Origin of the sequence: Serratia sp. NFX21 (assembly GCF_048517035.1) — a bacterium.
Lineage (GTDB): Bacteria > Pseudomonadota > Gammaproteobacteria > Enterobacterales > Enterobacteriaceae > Serratia > Serratia quinivorans.
Window position 1 is genome coordinate 713,228 of record NZ_CP183196.1, and the last position, 23,283, is coordinate 736,510.

Genomic DNA, 23,283 nt, shown 5'->3' on the forward strand with positions numbered 1-23,283 from the left:
GAAATTCGGCGCTATGGCGTAACGGCAGCGAAGTCTGGTGCCGGGCAGCTATAGCCAAACTTGTTGGCCCAGGGATAACGAGACCCGGTGTTGATATAGCGCTGATACAGTGCCTGACCGGTTTTTGCATCACGTTTTATCACCCAACCGGCGGCATTGCACAGCACGGCGGCATAGGCCTGGCTTTTTGGTGGCAGCAAATCGGCAGCCTGCTGGGCCAGGGTGACGGCCTGCCAACGATAGTGCAGGAAGCGATTGTCCTGTGGCGGTAGCGCTGCTTTGGCCCGTGCCGCTTCCGCGCTGCTGATCCAACTCTTATGTTTGAGTTCGCGAGTATCAAACGCATCTCCCAGATAGGAATAACCTGCGTCATAAATCGCGTAATCCGGCGTCATCTCATAGCCGGTGAAGGTTAGCCCTTGTGTGCGCAGTAGCGTGGCCGCCTGATAATAGGCTTCGGCGCGCGCCAGTTTATCGGCGGTTTTGTCCTGCGCCGTTTTCAGCGTATCGGCGTACTGTTGTGCCACCTGACGATAGTTAGGGATGTCGAAATAGCCCATGGCCTCTTGAGGACGTCCGGCGCGCATCAGCCGTCGCGCCAGCAGTTCCCGCAGTTGTACTTCCGGCGTAAGTGGCTGGCCGCTGTACTCGTCCGGATTGACCGGTTTTAGCGGCGTAGTTGGTGCTGGCGCATGTTTATCGACAAAGCCTTTCAGCTCGTCGACGGTCAGCACCCGTTCGGCTACGTCGGCGACGTCAGCCCAATAAATCTCTTTACCGCGATACAGGAAATCCATTGCCTGTAGATAGTCACCGCGATCGAGCGCCAGGATCGCCTGCTCACCCGCCACCCGACACTCGGGCACAATGGTTTCTTGCACAAAGTCGGCATTGCGCTGCTCGCCCCAGCTTTCACTGGATGGGAAAGCGGCCGCCGCTTTGGCGTAGTTCGCGGTAGCGGCTTTCACATCACCGTCACGCAGCGCCATCTTGGCGCGTAGCCACCAGGCCAGGCCACTGTCACCGGCGTGTTTCAGCAGGCTGGCCGCCATCGGATATTGCCCGGTGCGGTAGGCCAATGCTGCCAACCGGTCGCTGCCGTTGAAGCCGTTTTTCACCGAGGCGTCCAACAGCGTCAGAATTTGGCTGATAATCTGCGTTGAGCGGCTGCTGGTGCCGTCGGTGTCGGCCATTTGCAGATTACTGCTGCGGGCGAACAGTTCGATGGTCACCAGCTGTTGGATCAGCGGATCGGTAATCGCCTGTTTTAGCGTATCGAAGTGGTCAGGATTGACCAGATAACTGGAAACGTACTGCAACGACAGTCCACCGTTTTGATCGCCCTGAGCCGCCTGCTGGGCATACAGCCGCGCCGCTTGAGTCACGTCATTGAGCCACAGGTGGATACGTGCCTGCTGGCCGAGACTGCTCAGCGCCAGTTGATCCGGATCGGCCGTGCCGCTTTTCACTCGCTCAATCACCTGCTGGAAAGCCGCCAGCGCTTGCTCCAGCTGCGGTTTTGCCGGGTGTTTGGCCGTCGCAGCCGGTTCGCCACTTTCGTTCTCTGGCGTGCCGTGATCGCCCATCAGCAGTCGGCCGAGTGAGTATTGCGCTCGTAGCCCCCAATCGCCCTGTTCTGCAGCGGGTAGCGCCAATACCTGCTGGAAGTATTCGCCGGCCCGCGGATCCTGGCCGGCAAAGGCCACTGCGCCCAGTTGGTACAGGCGAGCGGCATCAGACAACCCCTGAGTATTGACCGCATCGGCCTCTTCAACGGTTTTTGCCGCGCGCATTTTGCCGATGATGATGGTTTCTGGCGACAGAGGCATCGGTTTCGGCGGCATGGGCGGCGGTGGGGCTTTCCATTGCGGTAGTTGCTTATCTATCGCGACCAGGCGGCCGGCTTCAAAGGCAAAATTGCCTTCCGGCATATACAGCAGTGTGCCGTTACGATCGACCAGCAACCGGTTAGGGAAATCCGGTCCGCAGGCGTAGCCGTTAATCGGCAGCGCCAACGCTGAGCCGATCAGGGCCGCCAGTGGAAGAGTGCGAGCATTAAGGTGTGACAAGGGTGCCTCCTGGCGTCAGTTGTTGGCAGCGCAGCCAGCCCAGTGGCCGGGATTGCCCGGCACGTAACTGGTCGCCGCTAATCAGGACAAAGCGTTGCCGTTGAGGCTCACTTTCCAGCCGGTAGTTGCCCGTGGCATCCGCCGCCAGACAGTCGCTGGCGGTGATGACAATTTCATGGGGCAGCGGGGCATCAATCGGCCCATTATTGTGAAGTATTAGATCATTGAGCCCATTTTGCTGTGGCTGAGGACTAATTTTTACCAGCCAGTTGACGCTGAGCGGTTGGTTTTCAATCACTGCCCGCAGCGTCGTCAATGACCAGGCGCGACGATCGTCCGCCAGCGGCAGCCGGAACCAGATAATGCCACGCAGGTGCGGCGTGGTTTGCGCGTTCAATTGATGCAGAAAATCAGCTATCTGCTGCGGCGCGACCGTCAGCTCTCGCGAAGTCCCGGCCACGCGCAGCGAGGCTTCGCTTTCAACCTGCGCGCCCTGCTCATCAAACCCCACCAGACCCATGCCATAGGCGGGCAAGGCCACCCGGAAGGGCTTCGTCGTCATTTTCGCGTACTGCTTGACCCAGCGCAGTGCCAGCGGGCCGGAAAATAACCCTTGCTGCGGCGACAGCACCGCATGTACCTGCAGTACCGAACTGTCCACCTGTTGTAATACGCCGGGCAGCGCTGCTGAGCCGATCCAGGTCGGTAAGGCGGTAATACCCAGTTGCAATGAGCGAGGCAGCTGCTGGCGCAGTTGTTGGAGGAAATGCTGATAGTCGGGCAGGCGAGCGGTGGCGGCGTCGTGATCTATTTCAACGCCGATGACCTGCAACCCGGCGGCCTGCCACTGCTGCACCTGCTTTAGCAGGCGCTGGCGAATGGCGGATTCGTCCAACTGCGCCAACTGCCCATCCAGACGCACGACCAGCCACAGCGGGCGGCCATCTTGTTTCAATAATGGGAGATTAACCGGGATTTCACGCCAGCCTTCGCGCGGATGTACCTGCAAGCCCAGCACCCGCAACGCAGAGAAAAGATCGCGGCTTTGCGCCAATGCCGCAGCATGTTGCGGCGTCCAGACCCGTTGCCAAACGTAGGCCTGGTTATCCCAGGCTTGCTGCAGTTGCAGTGCCTGCTGGCGGCCACCGAACCAGGCGATGAATGCCAGTACCAGCATTAATAGCGCCATTAGCCCGCGTTTCATTGCTGCCAGAGTTCGCCTTGCTGAGTAAAGCCACAGGCGCGCATAAAGTTATCCACTTCACCGCGTTCGCGCGCTGTCAGGCCGGCGGTTGAAAGCTGCCAGTGCGTTATCTGCGGCAGTTGACGCTGGGCGTCCTGCACCAGATACAGACCAACGCCGCGACGGCGCGTCACCTCACGCACCAGTAAATCTTGCAGTTGGGCATGCTTACCGTTCAGCTCGATTTTCACCGCACCGAGCAGCCGTTCGTTGAAGCGGGCTGCGAACAGGGCTTTATCGCCGCTCAACCCGCTTTGCCACTGCTCCGGCTGCTGATGCGGCCAGATTTTGCCAAGATCGATAAGGTCTTGCGGGGACAGTGTGGTTAATCGTTCTATAGTTAATTTCATGCAGGATTTCCGAACGGCTAATCGATGCCGACAGTGTAATAGATCTTGCACAGAGCGTTGTGTAAGTTTTTCTGTACGATTACTGCGCGAAATGTTTTTTGCAAGACGCATTTTCCGAGTAAATATGTAGTAAAGCGATCGGGAACCAGCATAACGCGCTGCGCCTGATGCAAAACAGCGCAGATTTAATCCGGATTTTATGCTGTTTACACCGCTTGTTCCTGATTGTGCAAGTTGATTTGCAGCAGAAAATTCCTGTTTAATGGCATGAAAAATAAAGTCTTATTAGAAAATATTGCCGCAAAAACACCTAAATCATTATTACTTATGAATAAAAGCAGTAAATAAGGGTCAGGTGCAGGCAAACACAACAGGTACGTTCACAACGACAGATGGGGATTTGCGGATGAAATTAACAAAAGGTAAGGCATTGTTGGCTGGCTGTATCGCGATGGCAATCGGGCATGCGGCAATGGCAAAAGACATTAAGGTTGCGATCGTCGGGGCGATGTCCGGCCCGGTCGCACAGTATGGCGATATGGAGTTTACCGGTGCCCGTCAGGCAATTGCCGATATCAATGCCAAGGGTGGCATCAAGGGCGATAAGTTGGTTGGTGTGGAATACGACGATGCCTGTGACCCGAAACAGGCGGTAGCGGTGGCCAACAAGGTGATCAACGACGGTATCCGCTATGTGATCGGCCACCTGTGCTCGTCCTCGACGCAGCCGGCTTCCGATATTTATGAAGATGAAGGCGTGATCATGATTACCCCGGCGGCCACCAACGCCGATCTGACCACCCGTGGTTACAAGATGATCATGCGTACCACCGGCCTGGACTCCGATCAGGGCCCGACCGCAGCCAAGTACATCCTCAGTGAAATCAAACCCAAGCGTATTGCCGTGATCCACGACAAGCAGCAGTATGGCGAAGGCCTGGCACGCTCGGTACGCGACAGTCTGAAAAAACAGGGTACCGACGTGGTGATGTTTGAAGGTATCACCGCCGGCGATAAAGATTTCTCCACTCTGGTGGCACGCCTGAAGAAAGAGAACGTCGATTTTGTTTATTTCGGCGGCTACTACCCGGAAATGGGCCAGATCCTGCGCCAGGCCAAACAGGCCGGGCTGACCACCCGCTTTATGGGGCCAGAGGGGGTGGGCAACTCCTCACTGTCTAACATCGCCGGTGCGGCTTCCGAAGGCATGCTGGTGACCTTGCCGAAACGCTACGATCAGGTTCCAGCCAACAAACCTGTGGTCGATGCGCTGAAAGCCAAGAAGCTGGATCCGACCGGGCCGTTTGTCTGGACCACCTACGCCGCACTGCAATCTTTGACCACCGGGATGGAGCGCAGTGGCAGCCAGGAGCCGGCCGATATCGTCAAGGATTTGAAAACCGGCAAGCCGGTGGACACCGTGATGGGGCCGCTGAGCTGGGATGACAAGGGCGATCTGAAAGGCTTCGAGTTCGGCGTGTTTGAATGGCATGCAGACGGCACATCAACACCAATCAAATAAGCCATAATCATCAGGGTAGGGTGCAGTTCTGCTGCGCCCGCGGGCCGGCTTGCCGGCTCCGTATCCCTTTACCTGAATTTTCTTCGCGTTCAGGTTTCGCAGCCAAGGGTTAGAGTATGTCAGAGCAGGTTCTCTATTTTCTGCAGCAGATGTTCAACGGCGTCACGTTGGGCAGCACCTATGCATTGATCGCCATCGGTTACACCATGGTCTACGGCATCATCGGCATGATCAACTTCGCCCACGGCGAGGTGTATATGATCGGCAGCTATGTCTCCTTTATTGTTATCGCCGCCCTGATGATGGTGGGCATCGACGTGAGCTGGTTGCTGATTGGCGCCGGGTTCCTGGTGTCGATCGTCATTGCCAGCGCCTACGGCTGGAGCATTGAGCGGGTAGCCTACAAGCCGGTGCGCAACTCCAAGCGTCTGATCGCGCTGATCTCCGCCATCGGGATGTCGATATTCCTGCAAAACTACGTCAGCCTGACGCAAGGCTCGCGCGATTTGGCGCTGCCTAGCCTGGTCACCGGCCAATGGGTGTTGGGTGAAAGTAACGGTTTTGCCGCCACCATCACTACCATGCAGTTGATTATCTGGGTGGTCACCTTCCTGGCGATGCTGGCGCTGACGATATTCATTCGTTATTCCCGCATGGGCCGCGCCTGCCGTGCCTGCGCGGAAGATTTGAAAATGGCCAGCCTGTTGGGCATCAATACCGACCGGGTTATCTCGCTGACCTTCGTGATTGGCGCGGTGATGGCGGCAGTGGCCGGCGTGCTGCTGGGCCAGTTCTACGGAGTGATTAACCCATACATCGGCTTTATGGCAGGCATGAAAGCCTTCACCGCGGCGGTGCTGGGCGGTATCGGCAGCATTCCCGGCGCAATGATTGGTGGCCTGGTACTGGGCGTGGCGGAAGCGCTGACCTCGGCCTACCTGAGCACCGAATATAAAGACGTGGTGTCGTTCGCGCTGCTGATCGTGGTGTTGCTGATCATGCCAACCGGCATCCTTGGGCGTCCGGAGGTTGAGAAGGTATGAAACTCAATCTGCTCAATGCGTTGATCGCCACGCTGGTGCTGTTTGTGATGGCTTCGTTCCTGATGGGGATGCAACTGAGTCTCGACGGAACCAAACTGGTGGTTCATGGCGCGGCGGAAGTACGCTGGATGTGGATCGGCATTGGCTGTGTCATCGTGTTTTTCTTCCAATTGTTGCGTCCGTTGATGCAGCAAGGGCTGAAAAAAATCTCCGGCCCGTCATTCGTCTTACCGAGCTTTGATGGCACCACCGCGCGCCAGAAGCTGCTGGCCGCGGCGATTATTGTCGCGGCGGTCGCCTGGCCGTTCCTGGTATCGCGCGGCACGGTGGATATCGCCACCCTGACGTTGATCTACGTGATGCTGGGTCTGGGCCTGAACGTGGTGGTCGGGTTGTCCGGCCTGCTGGTGCTGGGTTACGGCGGTTTTTACGCCATCGGCGCCTACACCTATGCGCTGCTGAACCATTACTATGGCCTCGGCTTCTGGGAAAGCCTGCCGCTGGCGGGCATCGTCACCGCCATCTTCGGTTTCCTGCTCGGTTTCCCGGTGCTGCGTCTGCGCGGCGATTACCTGGCGATTGTGACCCTGGGCTTCGGGGAGATTGTGCGTATCCTGCTGCTGAACAATACCGAGATCACCGGCGGGCCGAACGGTATCAGCCAGATCCCAAAACCGACCTTCTTTGGGCTGGAGTTCAACCGCAGCGTGCGCGACGGCGGCTGGGACACCTTCCACAACTTCTTTGGCCTGAAATACGATCCGAGCGATCGCATTGTGTTTTTGTATTTGGTGGCACTGCTGCTGGTGGTACTGACGCTGTTTGTGATCAACCGCCTGCTGCGCATGCCGCTGGGCCGTGCCTGGGAAGCGCTGCGCGAAGATGAAATCGCCTGCCGTTCACTGGGCCTTAACCCGACCAAAATCAAGCTGACCGCCTTTACCATCAGCGCCGCCTTTGCCGGTTTTGCCGGTACGCTGTTTGCCGCACGTCAGGGCTTTGTCAGCCCGGAATCCTTTACCTTTGTCGAGTCGGCCTTCGTGCTGGCGATCGTGGTTTTGGGTGGTATGGGGTCGCAGTTTGCCGTGATCCTGGCGGCTATTCTGCTGGTGGTATCGCGTGAAATGATGCGCGATCTGAACGAATACAGCATGTTGCTGCTGGGCGCCCTGATGGTATTGATGATGATTTGGCGACCGCAAGGGTTGCTGCCGATGAAGCGGCCACAGCTGAAACTGAAAGCGGCGGATATCCACGCGGGCAAGGGGGAACAGGCATGAGTATGCAACCTTTGCTGAAGGTCGAAGGGTTATCGATGCGTTTCGGCGGCCTGCTGGCGGTCAATAACGTGGCGCTGGAACTCAATGAAGGCGAAATCGTTTCGCTGATCGGCCCGAACGGTGCCGGAAAAACCACGGTATTTAACTGTCTGACCGGTTTCTACCGCCCAACCGGCGGCACCATTAAACTGCGCGAACGTCATCTGGAAGGGCTATCCGGCCAAAACATCGCTCGTATGGGCGTAGTGCGGACTTTCCAGCATGTGCGGTTGTTCCGTGAAATGACGGTGATCGAAAACCTGCTGGTCGCGCAGCACCAGCATCTGAAAAGCGGCGTTTTCGCCGGGCTGTTGAAAACGCCGGCCTTCCGTCGCGCCGAAGCCGACGCGCTGGAACGTGCGGCGGTGTGGCTGCAGCGGGTTGGCCTGCTGGAGATGGCTAACCGCTCGGCGGGCAACCTGGCTTACGGCCAGCAGCGGCGGCTGGAGATTGCGCGTTGCATGGTCACCCGGCCGGAGCTGCTGATGCTCGACGAGCCTGCGGCGGGTTTGAACCCGAAGGAAACCGACGAGCTGGATCATTTGATTGTCGAGCTGCGTAATCAGCATAAGGTATCGGTGTTGTTGATCGAACACGACATGAAGCTGGTGATGGGCATTTCCGACCGCATCTACGTGGTGAACCAGGGTACGCCGCTGGCGCAGGGCACTCCGGCAGAAATCCGCAACAACCCGGACGTGATCCGGGCTTATCTGGGCGAATAAATTATGTTGTCATTTAATCAGGTATCCGCCCATTACGGCAAAATCCAGGCGCTGCATCAGGTCAGCCTGAACATTAAGCAGGGTGAGATAGTCACGCTGATCGGTGCTAACGGCGCCGGTAAAACTACGCTGCTCGGCACGCTGTGCGGTGAACCCCGTGCCAGCGAGGGCAGCATCACTTTCCTCGATCAGGATATTACCCAGTGGCAGACCTCGCGCATCATGCGTGAGGCGGTGGCTATTGTGCCGGAAGGGCGACGGGTATTCTCGCGCATGACGGTGGAAGAAAACCTGGCGATGGGCGGTTTCTTTGCCGATCGTCAGCAGTATCAGCAGCGTATCGAAAGGGTTTTCGGCCTGTTCCCGCGCCTGCTGGAGCGCCGTGCCCAACGTTCCGGCACCATGTCCGGCGGTGAGCAACAGATGTTGGCTATCGGCCGTGCACTGATGAGCCAGCCAAAATTGCTGTTGCTCGACGAACCTTCCCTTGGGCTGGCGCCGATCATTATTCAGCAGATTTTTGACATCATTGAGCAACTGCGCGAAGAGGGAATGACCATCTTCCTGGTGGAGCAAAACGCCAATCAGGCGCTGAAACTGGCCGATCGTGGTTATGTACTGGAAAACGGCCGCGTGGTGTTGGAAGATACGGGAGCCGCATTGTTAGCAAACGAAGCAGTTCGATCCGCTTATCTCGGTGGATAGTTTGTCCCAGTAACTAATAATAATCAGGAATGAGAAGAAGAAATGAACACAGAAGGGTTACTCGCGCAGCGCATCGTAAAAGTAAAAAGCTCGGCAATTCGTGAATTGCTCAAGCACAGTAAGATGGAAAACGTCATTTCGCTGGCGGGCGGCATCCCCTCTGATGCCCTGTTTGATTTCGAAGGCTTGAGCATCGCTACTCATCAGGCGATCACCGAGCAGCCGAAAAGCGCTTTCCAATATGGTTTGACCGAAGGCAGTCCGGTGCTGCGTGAGCGCATCTGCGAACTGTGCGCCCAGCGTGGTGTTTCTGCCACTGCCGAAGAAGTGATGGTCACGGCCGGTTCCCAGCAGGCGCTGGATCTGGTGATGCGTGCCATCGTCAATCCGGGCGATGTGTTTGTGGTGGAGCGTCCGACCTATCTGGCGGCGTTACAGACGCTGGAGCTGGCGGAAGCCAACATCATGTCGGTGTCGTCCGACAGCGATGGCATGGTGGTCGAAGAGCTGGCTGAACTGCTGAAAACCCAGCGCATCAAGGGCGTGTATGTGGTGCCGAACTTCGGCAACCCAAGCGGTATCACCCTGAGTGCACCGCGCCGCGAACTGTTGGTGAAACTGGCGGCCGAGCACAATTTCCTGATCATCGAGGATGACCCGTACGGCGAACTGCGCTTTACCGAAGAGCGCAACGCTACGCTGCACCAGATTTCCCAGCAGGTGCTGGGTCATACCGATAACATTATCTACACCTCGACCTTCTCAAAGATCCTGGCACCGGGCCTGCGCCTGGGCTGGGCGATTTTGCCTGAGTTCCTGCTGCATAAAGTGGCGATCATCAAGCAGGCGGCGGATCTGCATGCCAGTGCGCTGTCGCAGAGCATCGTCGAATGCTATCTGGGGCTGGATCGTCTGCCGGCGCAGATCGAAAAGATCCGCGCGGCCTACAAGCAAAAGGGTGAGATCCTGGCCGGGCTGGTGGAGCAAGAGTTGGGCGATCACATCAGCTTCGATATGCCGAAGGGCGGTATGTTCCTGTGGGCGCGTTTCCGTCAGCCGTTTAACGCGACCGAATGGCTCAAAACCACCCTGCAGCAGGGCGTGGTGTTTGTGCCGGGAGAGTACTTCTTCTCAGACAACCCGGATCGTTCGACCTTCCGCCTGTCGTTCGCCACCGCGACCGAACAGCAAATGCAGGAAGCGGTCGCTCGACTGCGTCGTTCACTGTAATACCCACGGCGGCGGGGCAGTTCTCCCTGCCGCCGACATCAAACCGCAATCTGCACTTCACTCTCCCGTCACACGGCTGTCATCTGGCAGTTATATTTCTGTCATCCGAGCATGGCATGTTAGCTACCGAACAAAAAACTGATTCTTTTCGCTCACGCGCTTATTACACCAGCTTTTTTCAGGAGTTAGGCATGCTCACCTACGCTATTCGCAAAACTACGCTGTGCGTCGCGTTGACCCTGGCGGTCAGCACTCAGGCACTGGCGGCAACCGAGATCCCGTTCTGGCATTCGATGGAAGGTGAATTGGGTAAAGAAGTGGATTCCCTGGCGGATCGCTTTAACCAGTCGCACACCGACGTCAAAATTGTCCCGGTTTATAAAGGTAACTACGAACAGAGCCTGGCGGCGGGCATCGCGGCCTATCGCTCAGGCAAAGCGCCGGCAATTTTGCAGGTGTACGAGGTGGGCACGGCAACCATGATGGCCAGTAAGGCGATCAAGCCGGTGTATGAAGTGTTTAAAGACGCCGGTATCAACTTTGACGAGTCGGTGTTCGTGCCGACGGTGGCCGGTTACTACACCGACAACAAGAGCGGTCACCTGCTGTCTCAGCCGTTCAACAGTTCCACTCCAGTGCTGTATTACAACAAGGACGCCTTCAAAAAAGCCGGCCTGAACCCGGACCAGCCGCCAAAAACCTGGCAGGAACTGGCGGCGGATACCGCCAAACTGCGTGCAGCCGGTATGAAGTGTGGCTACGCCAGCGGCTGGCAGGGCTGGATCCAGCTCGAGAACTTCAGCGCCTGGCACGGGGTGCCGTTCGCCACGGAGAACAACGGTTTCGGGGGAGCCAGCGCCAAGCTGGAATTCAACAAGCCGCTGCAGGTCAAGCACATCCAACTGCTGGAAGAGATGAACAAGAAGGGCGATTTCACCTATTTCGGCCGTAAAGACGAATCCACCGAGAAGTTCTACAGCGGCGACTGTGCCATTACTACCGCGTCATCCGGTTCGCTGGCGGATATCAAGCATTACGCCAAGTTCAACTACGGCGTGGGCATGATGCCGTACGATGCCGATGCCAAAAATGCACCGCAGAACGCCATCATTGGCGGTGCCAGCCTGTGGGTGATGAACGGCAAAGATGCCGCCACTTACAAAGGGGTTGCCGAGTTCCTGCAGTATCTGGCCCAGCCGGAAATTGCCGCCGAATGGCACCAGAAGACCGGTTATCTGCCGATCACCACCGCGGCCTACGATCTGACCAAGCAACAGGGCTTCTATGACAAGAACCCGGGCGCCGATGTGGCAACGCGTCAGATGCTGAATAAGCCGCCATTACCGTTCACCAAGGGCCTGCGTTTGGGCAACATGCCGCAGATCCGTACCGTGGTGGATGAAGAGCTGGAAGGCGTGTGGACCGGCAAGAAAACGCCACAACAGGCGCTGGATGCCGCCGTGCAGCGCGGTGACGTATTGCTGCGTCGCTTCGAGTCCCAGACCAAGTAGCGTCAACCGGAATTCCCTTCCGGCGAACGACACCGATTTCACCCCCTCTCCCCTGGGAGAGGGCCGGGGTGAGGGGCTCAGTCAGCCCTCTCCCCACATTAACGGTTAACCCCTATGTCATCTTCCCGTCCCGGTTTCGGCTGTAGCTGGCTGCCCTATGTATTGGTGCTGCCGCAACTGTTGATCACCGCAATCTTTTTCCTGTGGCCCGCCGGCGAGGCGCTGTGGTATTCGGTGCAGAGCCTCGACCCATTCGGTCTGTCCAGCCAGTTTGTCGGCCTGGATAACTTTACCCAGCTGTTCCAGGATCCTTACTACCTCGATTCGTTTTACACCACGCTGATTTTCAGCTTCCTGGTGGCGGGTATCGGGCTGGTCGTGTCGTTGTTCTTCGCTGCGCTGGTGGATTACGTGCTGCGCGGCAGCCGGATTTACCAGACGCTGATGATCTTGCCTTATGCGGTAGCTCCGGCGGTGGCGGCGGTACTGTGGATCTTCCTGTTCAACCCCGGCCTGGGGCTGATTACTCATTTCCTTAACGGACTGGGCTACAACTGGAACCACGCACAGAACAGTGGGCAAGCGATGTTCCTGGTGGTGCTGGCTTCGGTCTGGCAGCAAATCAGCTACAACTTCCTGTTTTTCCTGGCGGCATTACAGTCCATTCCCCGATCGCTGGTGGAAGCGGCGGCCATCGACGGTGCCGGCCCGGTGCGGCGTTTCTTCAATCTGGTGCTGCCGTTGATCACGCCGGTGAGCTTCTTCCTGCTGGTGGTCAATTTGGTGTACGCCTTCTTCGACACCTTCCCGGTGATCGATGCCGCGACCGGCGGTGGGCCGGTGCAGTCCACTACCACGTTGATCTACAAGATCTACCGCGAAGGCTTTGCCGGTCTGGACTTGTCCAGCTCTGCGGCGCAGTCGGTGATCCTGATGCTGCTGGTGATTGGCCTGACGGTGGTCCAGTTCCGTTTTGTCGAACGTAAGGTGCGTTACCAATGATAGAGAACCGACGCGGGCTGGATATCTTCAGCCACATAATGCTGATTATCGGCGTGCTGGTGGTGCTGTTCCCGCTATACGTGGCCTTTGTCGCCGCCACGCTGGACGACAAACAGGTGTTTCAGGTGCCGATGACCCTGATCCCGGGCGGCCACCTGTGGGAAAACATCAGCAATATCTGGCAGGGCGGTGTGGGCAACCTCAAGGTGCCATTCTCGCTGCTGCTGCTCAATAGCGTGATCATGGCGCTGGCCATTACCTGCGGCAAAATAGTGGTATCGGTGTTGTCGGCCTATGCCATCGTTTATTTTCGTTTTCCGCTGCGCAGCCTGTTTTTCTGGCTGATTTTCATGACGCTGATGTTGCCGGTGGAAGTACGTATTTTCCCCACGGTGGAGGTGATATCCAACCTCAACCTGCTGGACAGCTACACCGGTCTGACGCTGCCGTTGATGGCCTCGGCAACCGCTACCTTCCTGTTGCGCCAGTTCTTTATGACCTTGCCGGATGAACTGCTGGAAGCCGCGCGGATTGATGGTGCCGGCCCGATGCGCTTCTTCTGGGACATCGTGTTGCCGCTGTCGAAGACCAACCTGGCGGCGCTGTTTGTCATCACCTTTATCTACGGCTGGAACCAGTACCTGTGGCCGATCCTGATCACCAGCGATGCCTCAATGGGCACTGCGGTGGCGGGCATCAAAAGCATGATCTCCACCTCCGGCGCGCCAACCCAGTGGAATCAGGTGATGGCGGCGATGATTCTGACTTTAATCCCACCGCTGGCGGTGGTTCTTCTGATGCAGCGCTGGTTTGTACGCGGCCTGGTTGATAGCGAGAAGTAACGAAATGGCAGGTTTAAAACTACAGGCAGTCACCAAATCCTACGACGGTAAAACGCCGGTAATTAAGCAGATCGATCTCGACGTGGCGGACGGTGAGTTTATCGTGATGGTCGGGCCGTCCGGCTGCGGTAAATCGACGCTGCTGCGCATGGTCGCCGGGCTGGAACGTACCACCAGCGGCGATATCTATATCGACAGCCAACGCGTGACCGATATGGAGCCGAAAGATCGCGGCATTGCGATGGTGTTTCAGAACTACGCGCTGTATCCGCACATGAGCGTGTACGACAACATGGCCTATGGCTTGAAAATTCGCGGCTTTGGCAAACAGCATATCCAGCAGCGGGTAGAAGAAGCGGCGCGCATTTTAGAGCTGGAGCCGCTGTTGCAGCGCAAGCCGCGTGAGCTTTCCGGCGGCCAGCGTCAACGGGTGGCGATGGGGCGGGCTATCGTGCGTGAACCGGCGGTGTTCCTGTTTGATGAACCCTTGTCCAACCTGGACGCCAAACTGCGGGTACAGATGCGTCTGGAATTACAACAGCTGCATCGCCGGTTGAAAACCACCAGCCTGTACGTAACGCACGATCAGGTGGAGGCGATGACGCTGGCGCAGCGGGTGATCGTGATGAACAAGGGCGTGGCAGAGCAGATTGGCACCCCGAGTGAGGTCTATCAACGCCCGGCGTCGCTGTTTGTCGCCAGCTTTATTGGCTCACCGGCGATGAACCTGTTGCCAGGCACCCTGAGCGCCGACGGCAGCCAACTGCAACTGGCGGACGGCATGACCTTGAATTTACCGCAGGCGAAGGCGCACTGGGGCGGACGCCGGCTGACGCTGGGTATTCGTCCCGAGCATATTCAACTGCTCCCCGATGGGCAAGGTGGCGTGCCGCTGGTGCTGCAAACGCTGGAGCTGCTGGGCGCGGATAATCTGGCGCACGGGCAGTGGGGCGGCCACGGGGTCATTGCGCGGCTATCGCATGAAACTATGCCGACGGCAGGCAGCACGCTATATTTACAACTGCCTGCACAGGCGCTGCACTTTTTTGATACCGATAGCGGATTACGGATGGAATGATGACCACAGCCTGGCCTTACCCTCATATTGTTGCCCACCGCGGCGGTGGCTCTCTGGCACCGGAAAATACCCTGGCGGCGATCGACGTTGGCGCACGTCACGGCCACAAAATGATTGAGTTCGACGCCAAGCTGGCGCAGGACGGGCAGATTTTTCTGCTGCACGACGATACTCTGGATCGCACCAGCAACGGCTGGGGCGTAGCGGGCGAGTTGCCGTGGGACAAGCTGGTGCAGCTCGATGCCGGCAACTGGTATAACTCCGCCTACAAAGGCGAACGCTTACCCTTGCTGGCGGAGGTCGCGGAACGCTGCCTGCAGCACGGTATGATGGCGAACATTGAAATCAAGCCCACCACCGGTAGTGATGACGAAACCGGCCGGGTAGTGGCGCTGGCGGCACGCCTGCTGTGGCAGGGGCAGACCGATCCGCTGCTCTCTTCGTTCTCGGTTGAAGCGCTCGCAGCAGCAAAACGTACCGTGCCTGAATTGCCGCGTGGCCTGTTGCTCGATCAGTGGGATGACAACTGGCTGGCGCTGACCGAACGTCTGGATTGTGTGTCTTTGCACATCAACCATAAAGAACTGACCGCCGAACGGGTGGCAGCACTGAAAGCGGCGGGATTACGCATTCTGGTTTATACCGTTAACCAGCCGGCGCGGGCGCGCTTGTTGTTAAACTGGGGCGTTGACTGCATTTGCACGGACCGAATAGATTTGATTGGCCCCGATTTTCCCAATGGCTAACCTCGGTTGACCGGCGTCGGCAGCGGCGCCTGAGGTACCGCAGGCGTGGTGCGATCGAACGGATTGCGTGGTTGGTTGCCATTTGGCAGCAGTTGCCCGCCGTTCGGCGAATTTCGCAGCAGTTGTTGCTGGTTATTGTCGAACTGCCGCTGTTGTTGCAGACGGCGCTGATCCAACTGCTGGTTATTCAGCATGCGCTGTTGCTGCGCCTGTTGACTGCGTTGGTTGAGAAACTGCTGCTGCGAGCTAAGCTCGGTAACCCCGTTGGCCGCAGTAGCCAACCCGGACAGCAACAACAGGCCGTAGAGCAGGTGATAAGTCTTCATGATGTTTACCTCGCTTTTTTATTAAGCCTAACCCACCGGTGAATTTTTTGCCGATAGTTTGTATTTCGCACAGATGTAAACTGCCTTTTCGTCACGACCTATCCCGCCTTCCGTTACAATCGCCCTTTGTGAATTTTTAGGATGAACCCATCGTGCTGCTTCTGGTGATTACTACCATTTTGTGGGCGTTCTCTTTCAGCCTGATTGGCGAATATCTGGCAGGCCAGGTCGACAGCTGGTTCTCGGTGCTGATGCGCATTGGCCTGGCGGCATTGGTGTTCCTGCCTTTCCTGCGCTGGCGCAATATCAAGCTGAAAGTGATCCTGATGTACATGCTGGTGGGGGCTTGCCAGCTCGGCATCATGTACCTGTTCAGCTTCCGCGCTTACATGTACCTGACGGTGCCGGAATTCCTGCTGTTTACCGTGCTGACGCCGCTTTACGTCACGCTGATTTATGACCTGATCAGTGGGCAGCGCCTGCGCTGGAGCTACGTATTCAGTGCGTTGCTAGCCGTTTTGGGTGCGGCGATCATCCGGTACCACCAGCTTAGCGAGCATTTCTGGCTGGGGCTGCTGCTGGTGCAGGCGGCGAATATCAGCTTCGCCATTGGCATGGTCGGTTATAAGCGGCTGATGGAAGTGCATCCGTTGCCACAGCACACCGCGTTTTCCTGGTTCTACCTGGGCGCGTTGGTGGTGGCGGTGGTGGCCTGGTGCCTGTGGGGCAACCCGCAACAGTTGCCGACCACCAATCTGCAATGGGGCATTCTGGTGTGGCTGGGCGTGGTCGCTTCCGGGCTGGGATATTTCATGTGGAACTACGGTGCCACGCAGGTGGATGCCGGCACGCTGGGCATCATGAATAACATGCATGTGCCTGCCGGGCTGCTGGTGAATCTGGCCATCTGGCAGCAACAGCCGCTCTGGCCAAGTTTTATTATCGGTGGGGCGGTGATTGTTGCTTCGCTGTGGGTACATCGCCGTTGGGTGGCACCCAAAATAATCAGTAAATAAACCGGGCTGCCCAAGCGCAGGCAGCCCTGGTCGTCAGGGTTGTGAGGCCAGCGGTTTGACGCTGGCAACACCGGCGCTTGGGCGGGCGGCGTCCCGGACGAACGGCAGATGATTGCAGGCGTGCTGGCGTGCCGAACGGATAAAGGCTTCGGTTACCGCCTGACGCTGCTCACCATCGCGAACTGCGGCATACAGACGGCTCCACAGGCCATCGCCCAGGGTTTTGGTCACCACCAACCCCTGGCGCTCAAAACTCTCCACCACCCAATGCGGTAACGCCGCAATCCCCATCCGCGCCGACACCATCTGGATCAGTAGCAGGGTGTTATCGACGTTTTTCAGCGCCGGGCTGATGCCCGCCGGCTGCAGGAAATGACGCCAGATATCCAGCCGTTGACGCTGTACCGGATAAATCATCAGCGTTTCATCGATCAAATCTTCGGGTTCAATGTGCAGCTTGCTGGCTAACGGGTGATCCGGCGCCAGCACCAGTCGCACTTCAAAATCAAACATCGGTGAATAATGCAGACCGCTGCGCGGCAGAATATCGGAGGTCAGCACCAGATCCAGCTCGCCTTGCTGTAAGGCCGGTTGCGGATCAAAGGTGACGCCGGACTTAAAGTCCATCACCACCTGCGGCCAACTCTGACGGAAGTTATCCAGCGCCGGTGTCAGCCATTGAATACAGCTGTGGCATTCAATGGCGATACGCAGCGTGGCCTGATGCGGTTCGTGGCACGTCTGCAATGCCTGCTGAATTTGCGGCAGAACCTGCTCTGCCAGCTGTAACAGGATCTCTCCCTGCGCGGTAAAGCGCAGCGGTTGGCTTTTACGAACGAACAGCTTGAAGCCCAGGCGCTGCTCCAGATCGCTGAACTGATGCGAAAGAGCAGACTGCGTCTGATGGAGTTGGGCAGCCGCGGCCGCCAGCGAACCGGTATTGCGCAGAGCCTGCAGCGTCCGTAAGTGTTTCAGTTCGATCATGAGAGTCCTTCACAGTGACAGTGAATAAATTGCGCTTGTGGTTAATACAGTACCTGCGGATTATGGATGTGTAAACATCTGGACGGCTAAATGGGGAATATGACGATGGCAATTCTAAATCACACACTGGGTTTTCCTCGCGTTGGGCTACGACGTGAACTGAAAAAAGCTCAGGAAAGCTACTGGGCAGGTAACTCAACGCAGGAAGAACTGTTGGCAGTTGGCCGCGAGCTGCGCGCTCGCCATTGGCAACAGCAACAACAGGCCGGGGTGGATTTGGTGCCGGTCGGCGATTTTGCCTGGTACGACCATGTCTTGACCACCAGTCTACTGCTCGGCAACGTGCCGGCGCGTCATCAAAATGCGGACGGCACAATCGATCTCGATACGTTGTTCCGCCTGGGCCGTGGCCGCGCACCGACCGGTGAACCGGCAGCAGCGGCGGAAATGACCAAATGGTTTAACACCAACTACCACTACATGGTGCCCGAATTCCATAAGGGCCAGCAGTTCAAACTGGGCTGGACCCAATTGCTGGACGAAGTTGACGAAGCGCTGGCGCTGGGCCACAAAATCAAACCTGTGCTGCTGGGGCCGGTCACATACCTGTGGCTGGGCAAAGTGAAGGGTGAGCCGTTTGACCGCCTGTCGCTGCTCAACGATATCCTGCCGGTTTATCAGCAGGTGCTGGCCGAGCTGGCGAAACGCGGCGTTGAATGGGTGCAGATCGACGAGCCTGCGCTGGTGCTGGAATTGCCGCAGGCGTGGCTGAACGCCTTCAAACCGGCTTATGACGCGCTGCAGGGCCAGGTAAAACTGCTGCTGACTACCTATTTCGACAGCGTTGGCCACAATCTTGACACTCTCCGTGAGTTACCGGTGCAGGGGCTGCACGTTGACCTGGTTGGCGGTCACGACGATATCGCGGTATTGAATAAGGCGCTGCCGAAAGAGTGGCTGCTGTCACTGGGGGTAATCAACGGTCGCAACGTCTGGCGCGCCGATCTGAGCAACTGGTTCGAACGTTTGCAGCCATTAGTGGGCAGTCGCCCGCTGTGGATCGGCACTTCCTGTTCACTGTTGCACAGCCCGATCGATCTGAGTGTGGAAACCCGGCTGGACGAAGAAGTGAAGAGTTGGTTCGCCTTCGCCCTGCAAAAATGCGGCGAACTGGCGTTGCTGAGCGCGGCGTTGAACGCACCGGGCGCAGCAAAACAGGCTGAACTGGACGCCTACAGCGCGCCAATCCGTGCCCGTCGTCAGTCCAGCCGTGTGCATAATGCGCAGGTCGGTCAACGCCTGGCTGCTATTACCGCGCAGGACAGCGAACGTCAGCGTCCTTACGCCGAGCGTGCTCAGGCACAGCGTGAACGCTTTAACCTGCCGGCCTGGCCGACCACTACCATAGGTTCATTCCCGCAAACCACAGAAATTCGCGGCCTGCGTCTGGACTTCAAGCAGGGGCGTTTGGACGGCAACAACTACCGCACCAGCATTAGCGAGCACATCAAACAGGCGATCGTTGAGCAAGAACGTCTGGGCCTGGACGTATTGGTACACGGTGAAGCCGAGCGTAACGACATGGTCGAATACTTCGGTGAGAACCTCGACGGCTTCGTCTTCACCCAAAACGGCTGGGTACAGAGCTACGGTTCCCGCTGCGTAAAACCGCCGGTGATCATCGGCGATATCAGCCGACCGGAAGCCATCACCGTAGAGTGGGCGAAGTATGCCCAGTCGCTGACCGACAAGCCGGTGAAGGGCATGTTGACCGGTCCGGTAACCATTCTTTGCTGGTCATTCCCGCGTGAAGACGTGACCCGTGAAGTGATTGCCAAACAAATCGCCCTGGCGCTGCGTGATGAAGTGGAAGATCTGGAAAAAGCCGGCATTGGCATCATCCAGATTGACGAACCGGCACTGCGTGAAGGTCTGCCGCTGCGTCAATCCGACTGGGCTGCCTACCTGAATTGGGCGGTGGACGCGTTCAAATTGAATGCCGCCGTGGCGCAGGATGATACTCAGATCCACACCCACATGTGTTACTGCGAGTTCAATGACATCATGGATTCGATTGCGGCGCTGGATGCTGACGTGATCACCATCGAAACCTCGCGTTCCGATATGGATTTGCTGGAAGCCTTTAAAGAGTTCGAATATCCGAACGAAATCGGTCCGGGCGTGTATGACATCCACTCGCCAAACGTGCCAAGCGTGGAATGGATCGAAGCGCTGCTGCGTAAAGCCGCGCAGAACATCCCGGCAGAACGCCTGTGGGTTAACCCGGACTGCGGCCTGAAAACCCGTGGCTGGCCGGAAACCCGTCAGTCGCTGGCCAACATGGTGCTGGCTGCACAGCGCCTGCGCGAGCAGCAGGCCTGATTGTCGCCGTGGTGCAATGATGTTTTGATCTGGCAATCTGGGCGCTTCGGCGCCCTTTTTTATGTCGCAAGCGGCTGTCTGGTCAGGCAGCCGTGAGGTGAGGTTTACTTAACGCCCGGAACGCCATGTTGGGTGAACCATGCCAGCATGCGTTGCCAACCGTCGGCGGCCGCTTCGGCATCATAGCTTGGCCGGTAGTCGGCATTGAAGGCATGGCCGACGTCAGGATAGACCACGATCTCGGCATCGGCGTTGGCCGCACGCAGCGCCTGACGCATGCTTTCCACCGTATCCAGCGTGATACCTGTGTCTTGCCCGCCATATAATCCCAGCACCGGCGCAGAGAGTTGGGTAGCGACATCGATCGGATGTTTTGGCGAGTTCAGCGTTTTTTCGCCCACCAGTTTGCCGTACCAGGCGACGGCCGCTTTCAACTGCGGATTATGTGCCGCATACAGCCAGCTAATACGCCCGCCCCAGCAGAAACCGGTAATCGCCAGCTTGCCGGCATCGCCACCGTGGCGCGTGGCCCAATGAGCGGCATGATCCAGATCCGCCAGCACCTGACGATCCGGCACTTTGGTCACCAGCTTTTGGAACAGTTCGCCGATGTCGGTGTAATCCCGGGCATCCCCCTGACGGAAATACAGTTCCGGTGCTATCGCCAGATAGCCCTGTTTGGCCAGGCGACGACACACGTCCTGAATGTGCTCATGCACGCCAAAAATCTCTTGTACCACCAGCACCACCGGGAAGGGGCCGCTGCTATCGGCAGGTTTGGCGATATAGGCCGGCAGATTGTCACCCTGTGAAGGAATGGTGGTTTCCCCGGCATGAATGCCTTGTTCGTCGGTGATAATGGTTGAAGCAGCCAAGGGTGTAACGGCCGGGGTGAATCCCCCCTGGGCCTGTTTTAATGTCATCACTTGATCGGTTTTCATTGCGGTCTCCGTGCAATCGAGAAAAGCGCTGAGATTAACTATAGGAAAGATTACCCGTTATTGGCACCGGGTGGAGCATTTTCGGCCAAGTCTGTAAAAAACGAATAATTATCTGGCTTTAGCGCGTTTTTGTTGCCTTTTTATCATGCTATTACGCATGTTGACCTGCATTAATACCATAAGGTGCGTTAGCTCCCTTTATTGTGGCTAAGTCACCGATAAAATAAGGTTATTTTCTGTGGCGGTGTCAATAGTTTCATCAGGAAATCAGCTCTGCGCTCAGGAGACAGGGTGAAAAACGGCGCTGCATTTTGTCGACTAGACTTGGGGCATCTGAGACAACCATTCCAGCTTCTGGTGTGTTTTTGTGACTTTAGTCACAAAAGTTATGTAGATTGCATTCTGTTTCTTTATTCATAGTGATGGTTGTCACGAAATTGAATGGCAATTTTCAGTAGAGTACTTTTTTGTTCCTCCCAATAAACATGATCCATGAGGAGTCTCGCATGTCCCAATCTGACGTTTTTCATCTCGGCCTCACTAAAAAAGATTTACAAGGGGCCCAGCTTGCCATCGTTCCTGGCGATCCACAGCGCGTAGAGAAAATTGCCAAGCTGATGGAAAATCCGGTGCATCTGGCTTCCCATCGTGAATTTACCTCCTGGCGCGCAGAGCTGGACGGCAAGGCGGTGATCGTCTGCTCTACCGGCATTGGTGGCCCGTCTACCTCTATCGCCGTTGAAGAACTGGCGCAATTGGGTATCCGTACCTTCCTGCGTATCGGCACCACCGGTGCGATCCAGTCGAACATCAATGTCGGCGATGTTCTGGTCACCACCGCCGCGGTTCGTCTCGACGGTGCCAGCCTGCACTTCGCACCGATGGAGTTCCCGGCCGTGGCCGACTTTGCCTGTACCACGGCACTGGTCGAAGCCGCCAAGGCTGCCGGCGCCACCACGCACATTGGCGTGACCGCGTCTTCTGATACCTTCTACCCTGGCCAGGAACGTTACGATACCTTCTCCGGCCGCGTCGTCAGCCGCTTCAAAGGCTCGATGGAAGAATGGCAGTCGATGGGCGTGATGAACTATGAAATGGAATCCGCTACCTTGCTGACCATGTGTGCCAGCCAGGGCCTGCGTGCCGGTATGGTTGCCGGTGTGATTGTTAACCGCACCCAGCAGGAAATCCCGAACGCAGAAACCATGAAAAACACCGAAAGCAAAGCGGTGCAGATCGTGGTTGATGCGGCGCGCCGCCTGCTGTAATTACCTCGCAGTTCAACGGGTCGCCGACGCGGCCCGTTTCTCCATTCGGCCGTAATCTGTTACGGTTAACCTCATCAGCGCCATCTTTCTGGCCGCCTCTTTACCCGTTGAGCCCGGTTTTTCCGCTGCTCTCAGGTTGCGTTTTTCAGACAATAACCACGAGGACGTCTATGACTGCCCAGATCCTGCTTCATCCTTCATTGGCGCCGCTTGATGGCGGCATTAACTTTCGCGATCTTGGCGGCAATAGCGTCGCCGATGGCCGCCGTATCAAGCGTGGTCTGCTGTTCCGCTCAGGCTCGCTGGAGCGTCTGACCGAAGACGACTGCACCTTCCTGGCCGGTGTGCCGGTGCGTTCGGTGCTGGATTACCGTGACGCCGATGAAGTTCAGGCCAAGCCTGATGTCCTGTGGAACGGCGCCGATTATCATCATTTCCCGGCCAATCCGTTGAGCAATGAGGTGAATGCCAACCTGGAAAAACTGACCAGCGAAACGCTGGCCGGTTTCGACGCACAGGCCTTTATGCTGGAACTTTACCGTCGACTGCCTTTCGGTAATGCGGCGTATAAGCAGTTGGCCCAATTGCTGAGCAATGTCGATAACGGTGCCATCGTCCAGCACTGCGCGGTAGGCAAGGATCGTACCGGGGTCGGTTCGGCGCTGGTGTTGTTTGCGCTGGGGGCAGATGAAGCGACGGTAGTGGAAGATTACCTGCTGACCGAAACCACGCTGGCGACCTTCCGCGAACAGATGCTGGATCAACTGTCGATTCGCCTTAACGCTTCGGCACTGGGGCAATTTGCCTATGTGCTCAGCGCCCGTGAAGAATTCCTGATGACCGCCCTGAACTGCATCCGTGACCAATATGGTTCAACCGATCGCTGGCTGGAGGCCGAGTACGGACTGGGCCAAAACCAGCGTGAAGCACTGCAGGCGTTCTACCTCGAGTAAACTGCACGGGTGTTTAGCCGGGGTTTAA

General features: G+C 57.3%; 21 protein-coding genes. 15 read left to right on the forward strand and 6 right to left on the reverse strand.

Annotated features, from left to right (window positions below):
• Nucleotides 1-11: 11 nt before the first annotated feature.
• The 3 genes from ACNT1W_RS03320 to panM are packed head-to-tail and all read right to left on the reverse strand — an operon-like array spanning nucleotide 12 to nucleotide 3,662.
• A complete protein-coding gene (locus ACNT1W_RS03320) occupies nucleotides 12-2,069 on the reverse strand; it encodes a hypothetical protein (RefSeq protein ID WP_419246415.1) in 2,058 nt (685 codons plus the stop codon).
• The gene (locus ACNT1W_RS03325) at nucleotides 2,056-3,273 is read right to left on the reverse strand and encodes a DUF3142 domain-containing protein (RefSeq protein ID WP_419246416.1); all 1,218 of its coding nucleotides are present in this window, start codon (nucleotides 3,271-3,273) and stop codon (nucleotides 2,056-2,058) included. The genes ACNT1W_RS03320 and ACNT1W_RS03325 overlap by 14 nt, the downstream gene beginning before the upstream one ends.
• Nucleotides 3,270-3,662 (reverse strand): aspartate 1-decarboxylase autocleavage activator PanM, encoded by a 393-nt coding sequence (panM, locus tag ACNT1W_RS03330; protein ID WP_012004697.1) that lies wholly within the window; start codon nucleotides 3,660-3,662, stop codon nucleotides 3,270-3,272. Before panM ends, ACNT1W_RS03325 begins: the two co-directional genes overlap by 4 nt.
• Before the next feature lie 406 nt (nucleotides 3,663-4,068).
• Here panM and ACNT1W_RS03335 point away from each other — a divergent pair, with 406 nt between their 5' ends.
• The 11 genes from ACNT1W_RS03335 to ugpQ all read left to right on the forward strand — a co-directional run bounded on the left by ACNT1W_RS03335 (nucleotide 4,069) and on the right by ugpQ (nucleotide 15,385).
• Nucleotides 4,069-5,184, forward strand: a complete 1,116-nt coding sequence (locus ACNT1W_RS03335) for a branched-chain amino acid ABC transporter substrate-binding protein (RefSeq protein ID WP_012004698.1) — start codon at nucleotides 4,069-4,071, stop codon at nucleotides 5,182-5,184.
• A 116-nt stretch (nucleotides 5,185-5,300) separates the two neighbouring features.
• Nucleotides 5,301-6,227 carry a high-affinity branched-chain amino acid ABC transporter permease LivH gene (livH, locus tag ACNT1W_RS03340; protein ID WP_012004699.1) on the forward strand — a complete coding sequence of 309 codons (927 nt, stop codon included), beginning with the start codon at nucleotides 5,301-5,303 and terminating at the stop codon, nucleotides 6,225-6,227.
• Nucleotides 6,224-7,507 carry a high-affinity branched-chain amino acid ABC transporter permease LivM gene (locus ACNT1W_RS03345; RefSeq protein WP_017891301.1) on the forward strand — a complete coding sequence of 428 codons (1,284 nt, stop codon included), beginning with the start codon at nucleotides 6,224-6,226 and terminating at the stop codon, nucleotides 7,505-7,507. The genes livH and ACNT1W_RS03345 overlap by 4 nt, the downstream gene beginning before the upstream one ends.
• On the forward strand, nucleotides 7,504-8,271 hold the full coding sequence (livG, locus tag ACNT1W_RS03350; protein ID WP_012004701.1) for a high-affinity branched-chain amino acid ABC transporter ATP-binding protein LivG: 768 nt from the start codon (nucleotides 7,504-7,506) through the stop codon (nucleotides 8,269-8,271). Before ACNT1W_RS03345 ends, livG begins: the two co-directional genes overlap by 4 nt.
• Before the next feature lie 3 nt (nucleotides 8,272-8,274).
• Nucleotides 8,275-8,976 carry a high-affinity branched-chain amino acid ABC transporter ATP-binding protein LivF gene (livF, locus tag ACNT1W_RS03355; RefSeq protein WP_012004702.1) on the forward strand — a complete coding sequence of 234 codons (702 nt, stop codon included), beginning with the start codon at nucleotides 8,275-8,277 and terminating at the stop codon, nucleotides 8,974-8,976.
• Nucleotides 8,977-9,018: 42 nt separating this feature from the next.
• The gene (locus ACNT1W_RS03360; RefSeq protein WP_419246417.1) at nucleotides 9,019-10,206 is read left to right on the forward strand and encodes a PLP-dependent aminotransferase family protein; all 1,188 of its coding nucleotides are present in this window, start codon (nucleotides 9,019-9,021) and stop codon (nucleotides 10,204-10,206) included.
• Between the two features lie 191 nt (nucleotides 10,207-10,397).
• Complete coding sequence (ugpB, locus tag ACNT1W_RS03365) at nucleotides 10,398-11,717, forward strand: sn-glycerol-3-phosphate ABC transporter substrate-binding protein UgpB (RefSeq protein WP_112363609.1); 1,320 nt, start codon at nucleotides 10,398-10,400, stop codon at nucleotides 11,715-11,717.
• Nucleotides 11,718-11,831: 114 nt separating this feature from the next.
• Entirely contained in the window at nucleotides 11,832-12,719 is an 888-nt protein-coding gene (gene ugpA / locus ACNT1W_RS03370) for a sn-glycerol-3-phosphate ABC transporter permease UgpA (RefSeq protein ID WP_419246418.1), read from the forward strand.
• Complete coding sequence (gene ugpE / locus ACNT1W_RS03375) at nucleotides 12,716-13,561, forward strand: sn-glycerol-3-phosphate ABC transporter permease UgpE (RefSeq protein WP_419246419.1); 846 nt, start codon at nucleotides 12,716-12,718, stop codon at nucleotides 13,559-13,561. The genes ugpA and ugpE overlap by 4 nt, the downstream gene beginning before the upstream one ends.
• A 4-nt stretch (nucleotides 13,562-13,565) precedes the next feature.
• Nucleotides 13,566-14,639 carry a sn-glycerol-3-phosphate import ATP-binding protein UgpC gene (locus ACNT1W_RS03380; RefSeq protein WP_012004707.1) on the forward strand — a complete coding sequence of 358 codons (1,074 nt, stop codon included), beginning with the start codon at nucleotides 13,566-13,568 and terminating at the stop codon, nucleotides 14,637-14,639.
• Entirely contained in the window at nucleotides 14,639-15,385 is a 747-nt protein-coding gene (gene ugpQ, locus ACNT1W_RS03385) for a glycerophosphodiester phosphodiesterase (protein WP_259191903.1), read from the forward strand. Before ACNT1W_RS03380 ends, ugpQ begins: the two co-directional genes overlap by 1 nt.
• Here the strand turns inward: ugpQ and ACNT1W_RS03390 are convergent.
• Nucleotides 15,382-15,711 (reverse strand): hypothetical protein, encoded by a 330-nt coding sequence (locus ACNT1W_RS03390; RefSeq protein ID WP_259191895.1) that lies wholly within the window; start codon nucleotides 15,709-15,711, stop codon nucleotides 15,382-15,384. The two genes, ugpQ and ACNT1W_RS03390, sit on opposite strands and share 4 nt — an antisense overlap.
• Nucleotides 15,712-15,863: 152 nt before the next feature.
• Here ACNT1W_RS03390 and ACNT1W_RS03395 point away from each other — a divergent pair, with 152 nt between their 5' ends.
• Entirely contained in the window at nucleotides 15,864-16,727 is an 864-nt protein-coding gene (locus tag ACNT1W_RS03395) for a carboxylate/amino acid/amine transporter (RefSeq protein ID WP_419246420.1), read from the forward strand.
• Between the two features lie 33 nt (nucleotides 16,728-16,760).
• Here the strand turns inward: ACNT1W_RS03395 and metR are convergent, their stop codons facing one another.
• Nucleotides 16,761-17,711, reverse strand: coding sequence for an HTH-type transcriptional regulator MetR (metR, locus tag ACNT1W_RS03400; RefSeq protein ID WP_012004711.1), 951 nt, complete (start codon nucleotides 17,709-17,711; stop codon nucleotides 16,761-16,763).
• A 105-nt stretch (nucleotides 17,712-17,816) separates the two neighbouring features.
• On the opposite strand from metR, the gene metE reads away from it, so the two are divergent.
• The gene (gene metE / locus ACNT1W_RS03405) at nucleotides 17,817-20,093 is read left to right on the forward strand and encodes a 5-methyltetrahydropteroyltriglutamate--homocysteine S-methyltransferase (RefSeq protein ID WP_218218094.1); all 2,277 of its coding nucleotides are present in this window, start codon (nucleotides 17,817-17,819) and stop codon (nucleotides 20,091-20,093) included.
• A 104-nt stretch (nucleotides 20,094-20,197) separates the two neighbouring features.
• Here metE and ACNT1W_RS03410 read toward each other — a convergent pair whose 3' ends face one another.
• On the reverse strand, nucleotides 20,198-21,034 hold the full coding sequence (locus ACNT1W_RS03410; protein ID WP_017891309.1) for a dienelactone hydrolase family protein: 837 nt from the start codon (nucleotides 21,032-21,034) through the stop codon (nucleotides 20,198-20,200).
• A 506-nt stretch (nucleotides 21,035-21,540) separates the two neighbouring features.
• Here ACNT1W_RS03410 and udp point away from each other — a divergent pair.
• Both udp and ACNT1W_RS03420 read left to right on the forward strand, forming a co-directional pair.
• Nucleotides 21,541-22,302 carry a uridine phosphorylase gene (gene udp, locus ACNT1W_RS03415; RefSeq protein WP_012004714.1) on the forward strand — a complete coding sequence of 254 codons (762 nt, stop codon included), beginning with the start codon at nucleotides 21,541-21,543 and terminating at the stop codon, nucleotides 22,300-22,302.
• A 170-nt stretch (nucleotides 22,303-22,472) separates the two neighbouring features.
• On the forward strand, nucleotides 22,473-23,255 hold the full coding sequence (locus ACNT1W_RS03420) for a tyrosine-protein phosphatase (protein WP_115183422.1): 783 nt from the start codon (nucleotides 22,473-22,475) through the stop codon (nucleotides 23,253-23,255).
• Nucleotides 23,256-23,283: the final 28 nt, after the last annotated feature.

Bases quoted from the DNA above. Each gene is read 5' to 3' on its own strand.
- ACNT1W_RS03325 (WP_419246416.1), bottom strand. From the start codon at position 3,273: ATGAAACGCGGGCTAATGGCGCTATTAATGCTGGTACTGGCATTCATC.
- panM (WP_012004697.1), bottom strand. From the start codon at position 3,662: ATGAAATTAACTATAGAACGATTAACCACACTGTCCCCGCAAGACCTT.
- ACNT1W_RS03335 (WP_012004698.1), top strand. From the start codon at position 4,069: ATGAAATTAACAAAAGGTAAGGCATTGTTGGCTGGCTGTATCGCGATG.
- livH (WP_012004699.1), top strand. From the start codon at position 5,301: ATGTCAGAGCAGGTTCTCTATTTTCTGCAGCAGATGTTCAACGGCGTC.
- ACNT1W_RS03345 (WP_017891301.1), top strand. From the start codon at position 6,224: ATGAAACTCAATCTGCTCAATGCGTTGATCGCCACGCTGGTGCTGTTT.
- livG (WP_012004701.1), top strand. From the start codon at position 7,504: ATGAGTATGCAACCTTTGCTGAAGGTCGAAGGGTTATCGATGCGTTTC.
- livF (WP_012004702.1), top strand. From the start codon at position 8,275: ATGTTGTCATTTAATCAGGTATCCGCCCATTACGGCAAAATCCAGGCG.
- ACNT1W_RS03360 (WP_419246417.1), top strand. From the start codon at position 9,019: ATGAACACAGAAGGGTTACTCGCGCAGCGCATCGTAAAAGTAAAAAGC.
- ugpB (WP_112363609.1), top strand. From the start codon at position 10,398: ATGCTCACCTACGCTATTCGCAAAACTACGCTGTGCGTCGCGTTGACC.
- ugpA (WP_419246418.1), top strand. From the start codon at position 11,832: ATGTCATCTTCCCGTCCCGGTTTCGGCTGTAGCTGGCTGCCCTATGTA.
- ugpE (WP_419246419.1), top strand. From the start codon at position 12,716: ATGATAGAGAACCGACGCGGGCTGGATATCTTCAGCCACATAATGCTG.
- ACNT1W_RS03380 (WP_012004707.1), top strand. From the start codon at position 13,566: ATGGCAGGTTTAAAACTACAGGCAGTCACCAAATCCTACGACGGTAAA.
- ugpQ (WP_259191903.1), top strand. From the start codon at position 14,639: ATGACCACAGCCTGGCCTTACCCTCATATTGTTGCCCACCGCGGCGGT.
- ACNT1W_RS03390 (WP_259191895.1), bottom strand. From the start codon at position 15,711: ATGAAGACTTATCACCTGCTCTACGGCCTGTTGTTGCTGTCCGGGTTG.
- metR (WP_012004711.1), bottom strand. From the start codon at position 17,711: ATGATCGAACTGAAACACTTACGGACGCTGCAGGCTCTGCGCAATACC.
- metE (WP_218218094.1), top strand. From the start codon at position 17,817: ATGGCAATTCTAAATCACACACTGGGTTTTCCTCGCGTTGGGCTACGA.
- ACNT1W_RS03410 (WP_017891309.1), bottom strand. From the start codon at position 21,034: ATGAAAACCGATCAAGTGATGACATTAAAACAGGCCCAGGGGGGATTC.
- udp (WP_012004714.1), top strand. From the start codon at position 21,541: ATGTCCCAATCTGACGTTTTTCATCTCGGCCTCACTAAAAAAGATTTA.
- ACNT1W_RS03420 (WP_115183422.1), top strand. From the start codon at position 22,473: ATGACTGCCCAGATCCTGCTTCATCCTTCATTGGCGCCGCTTGATGGC.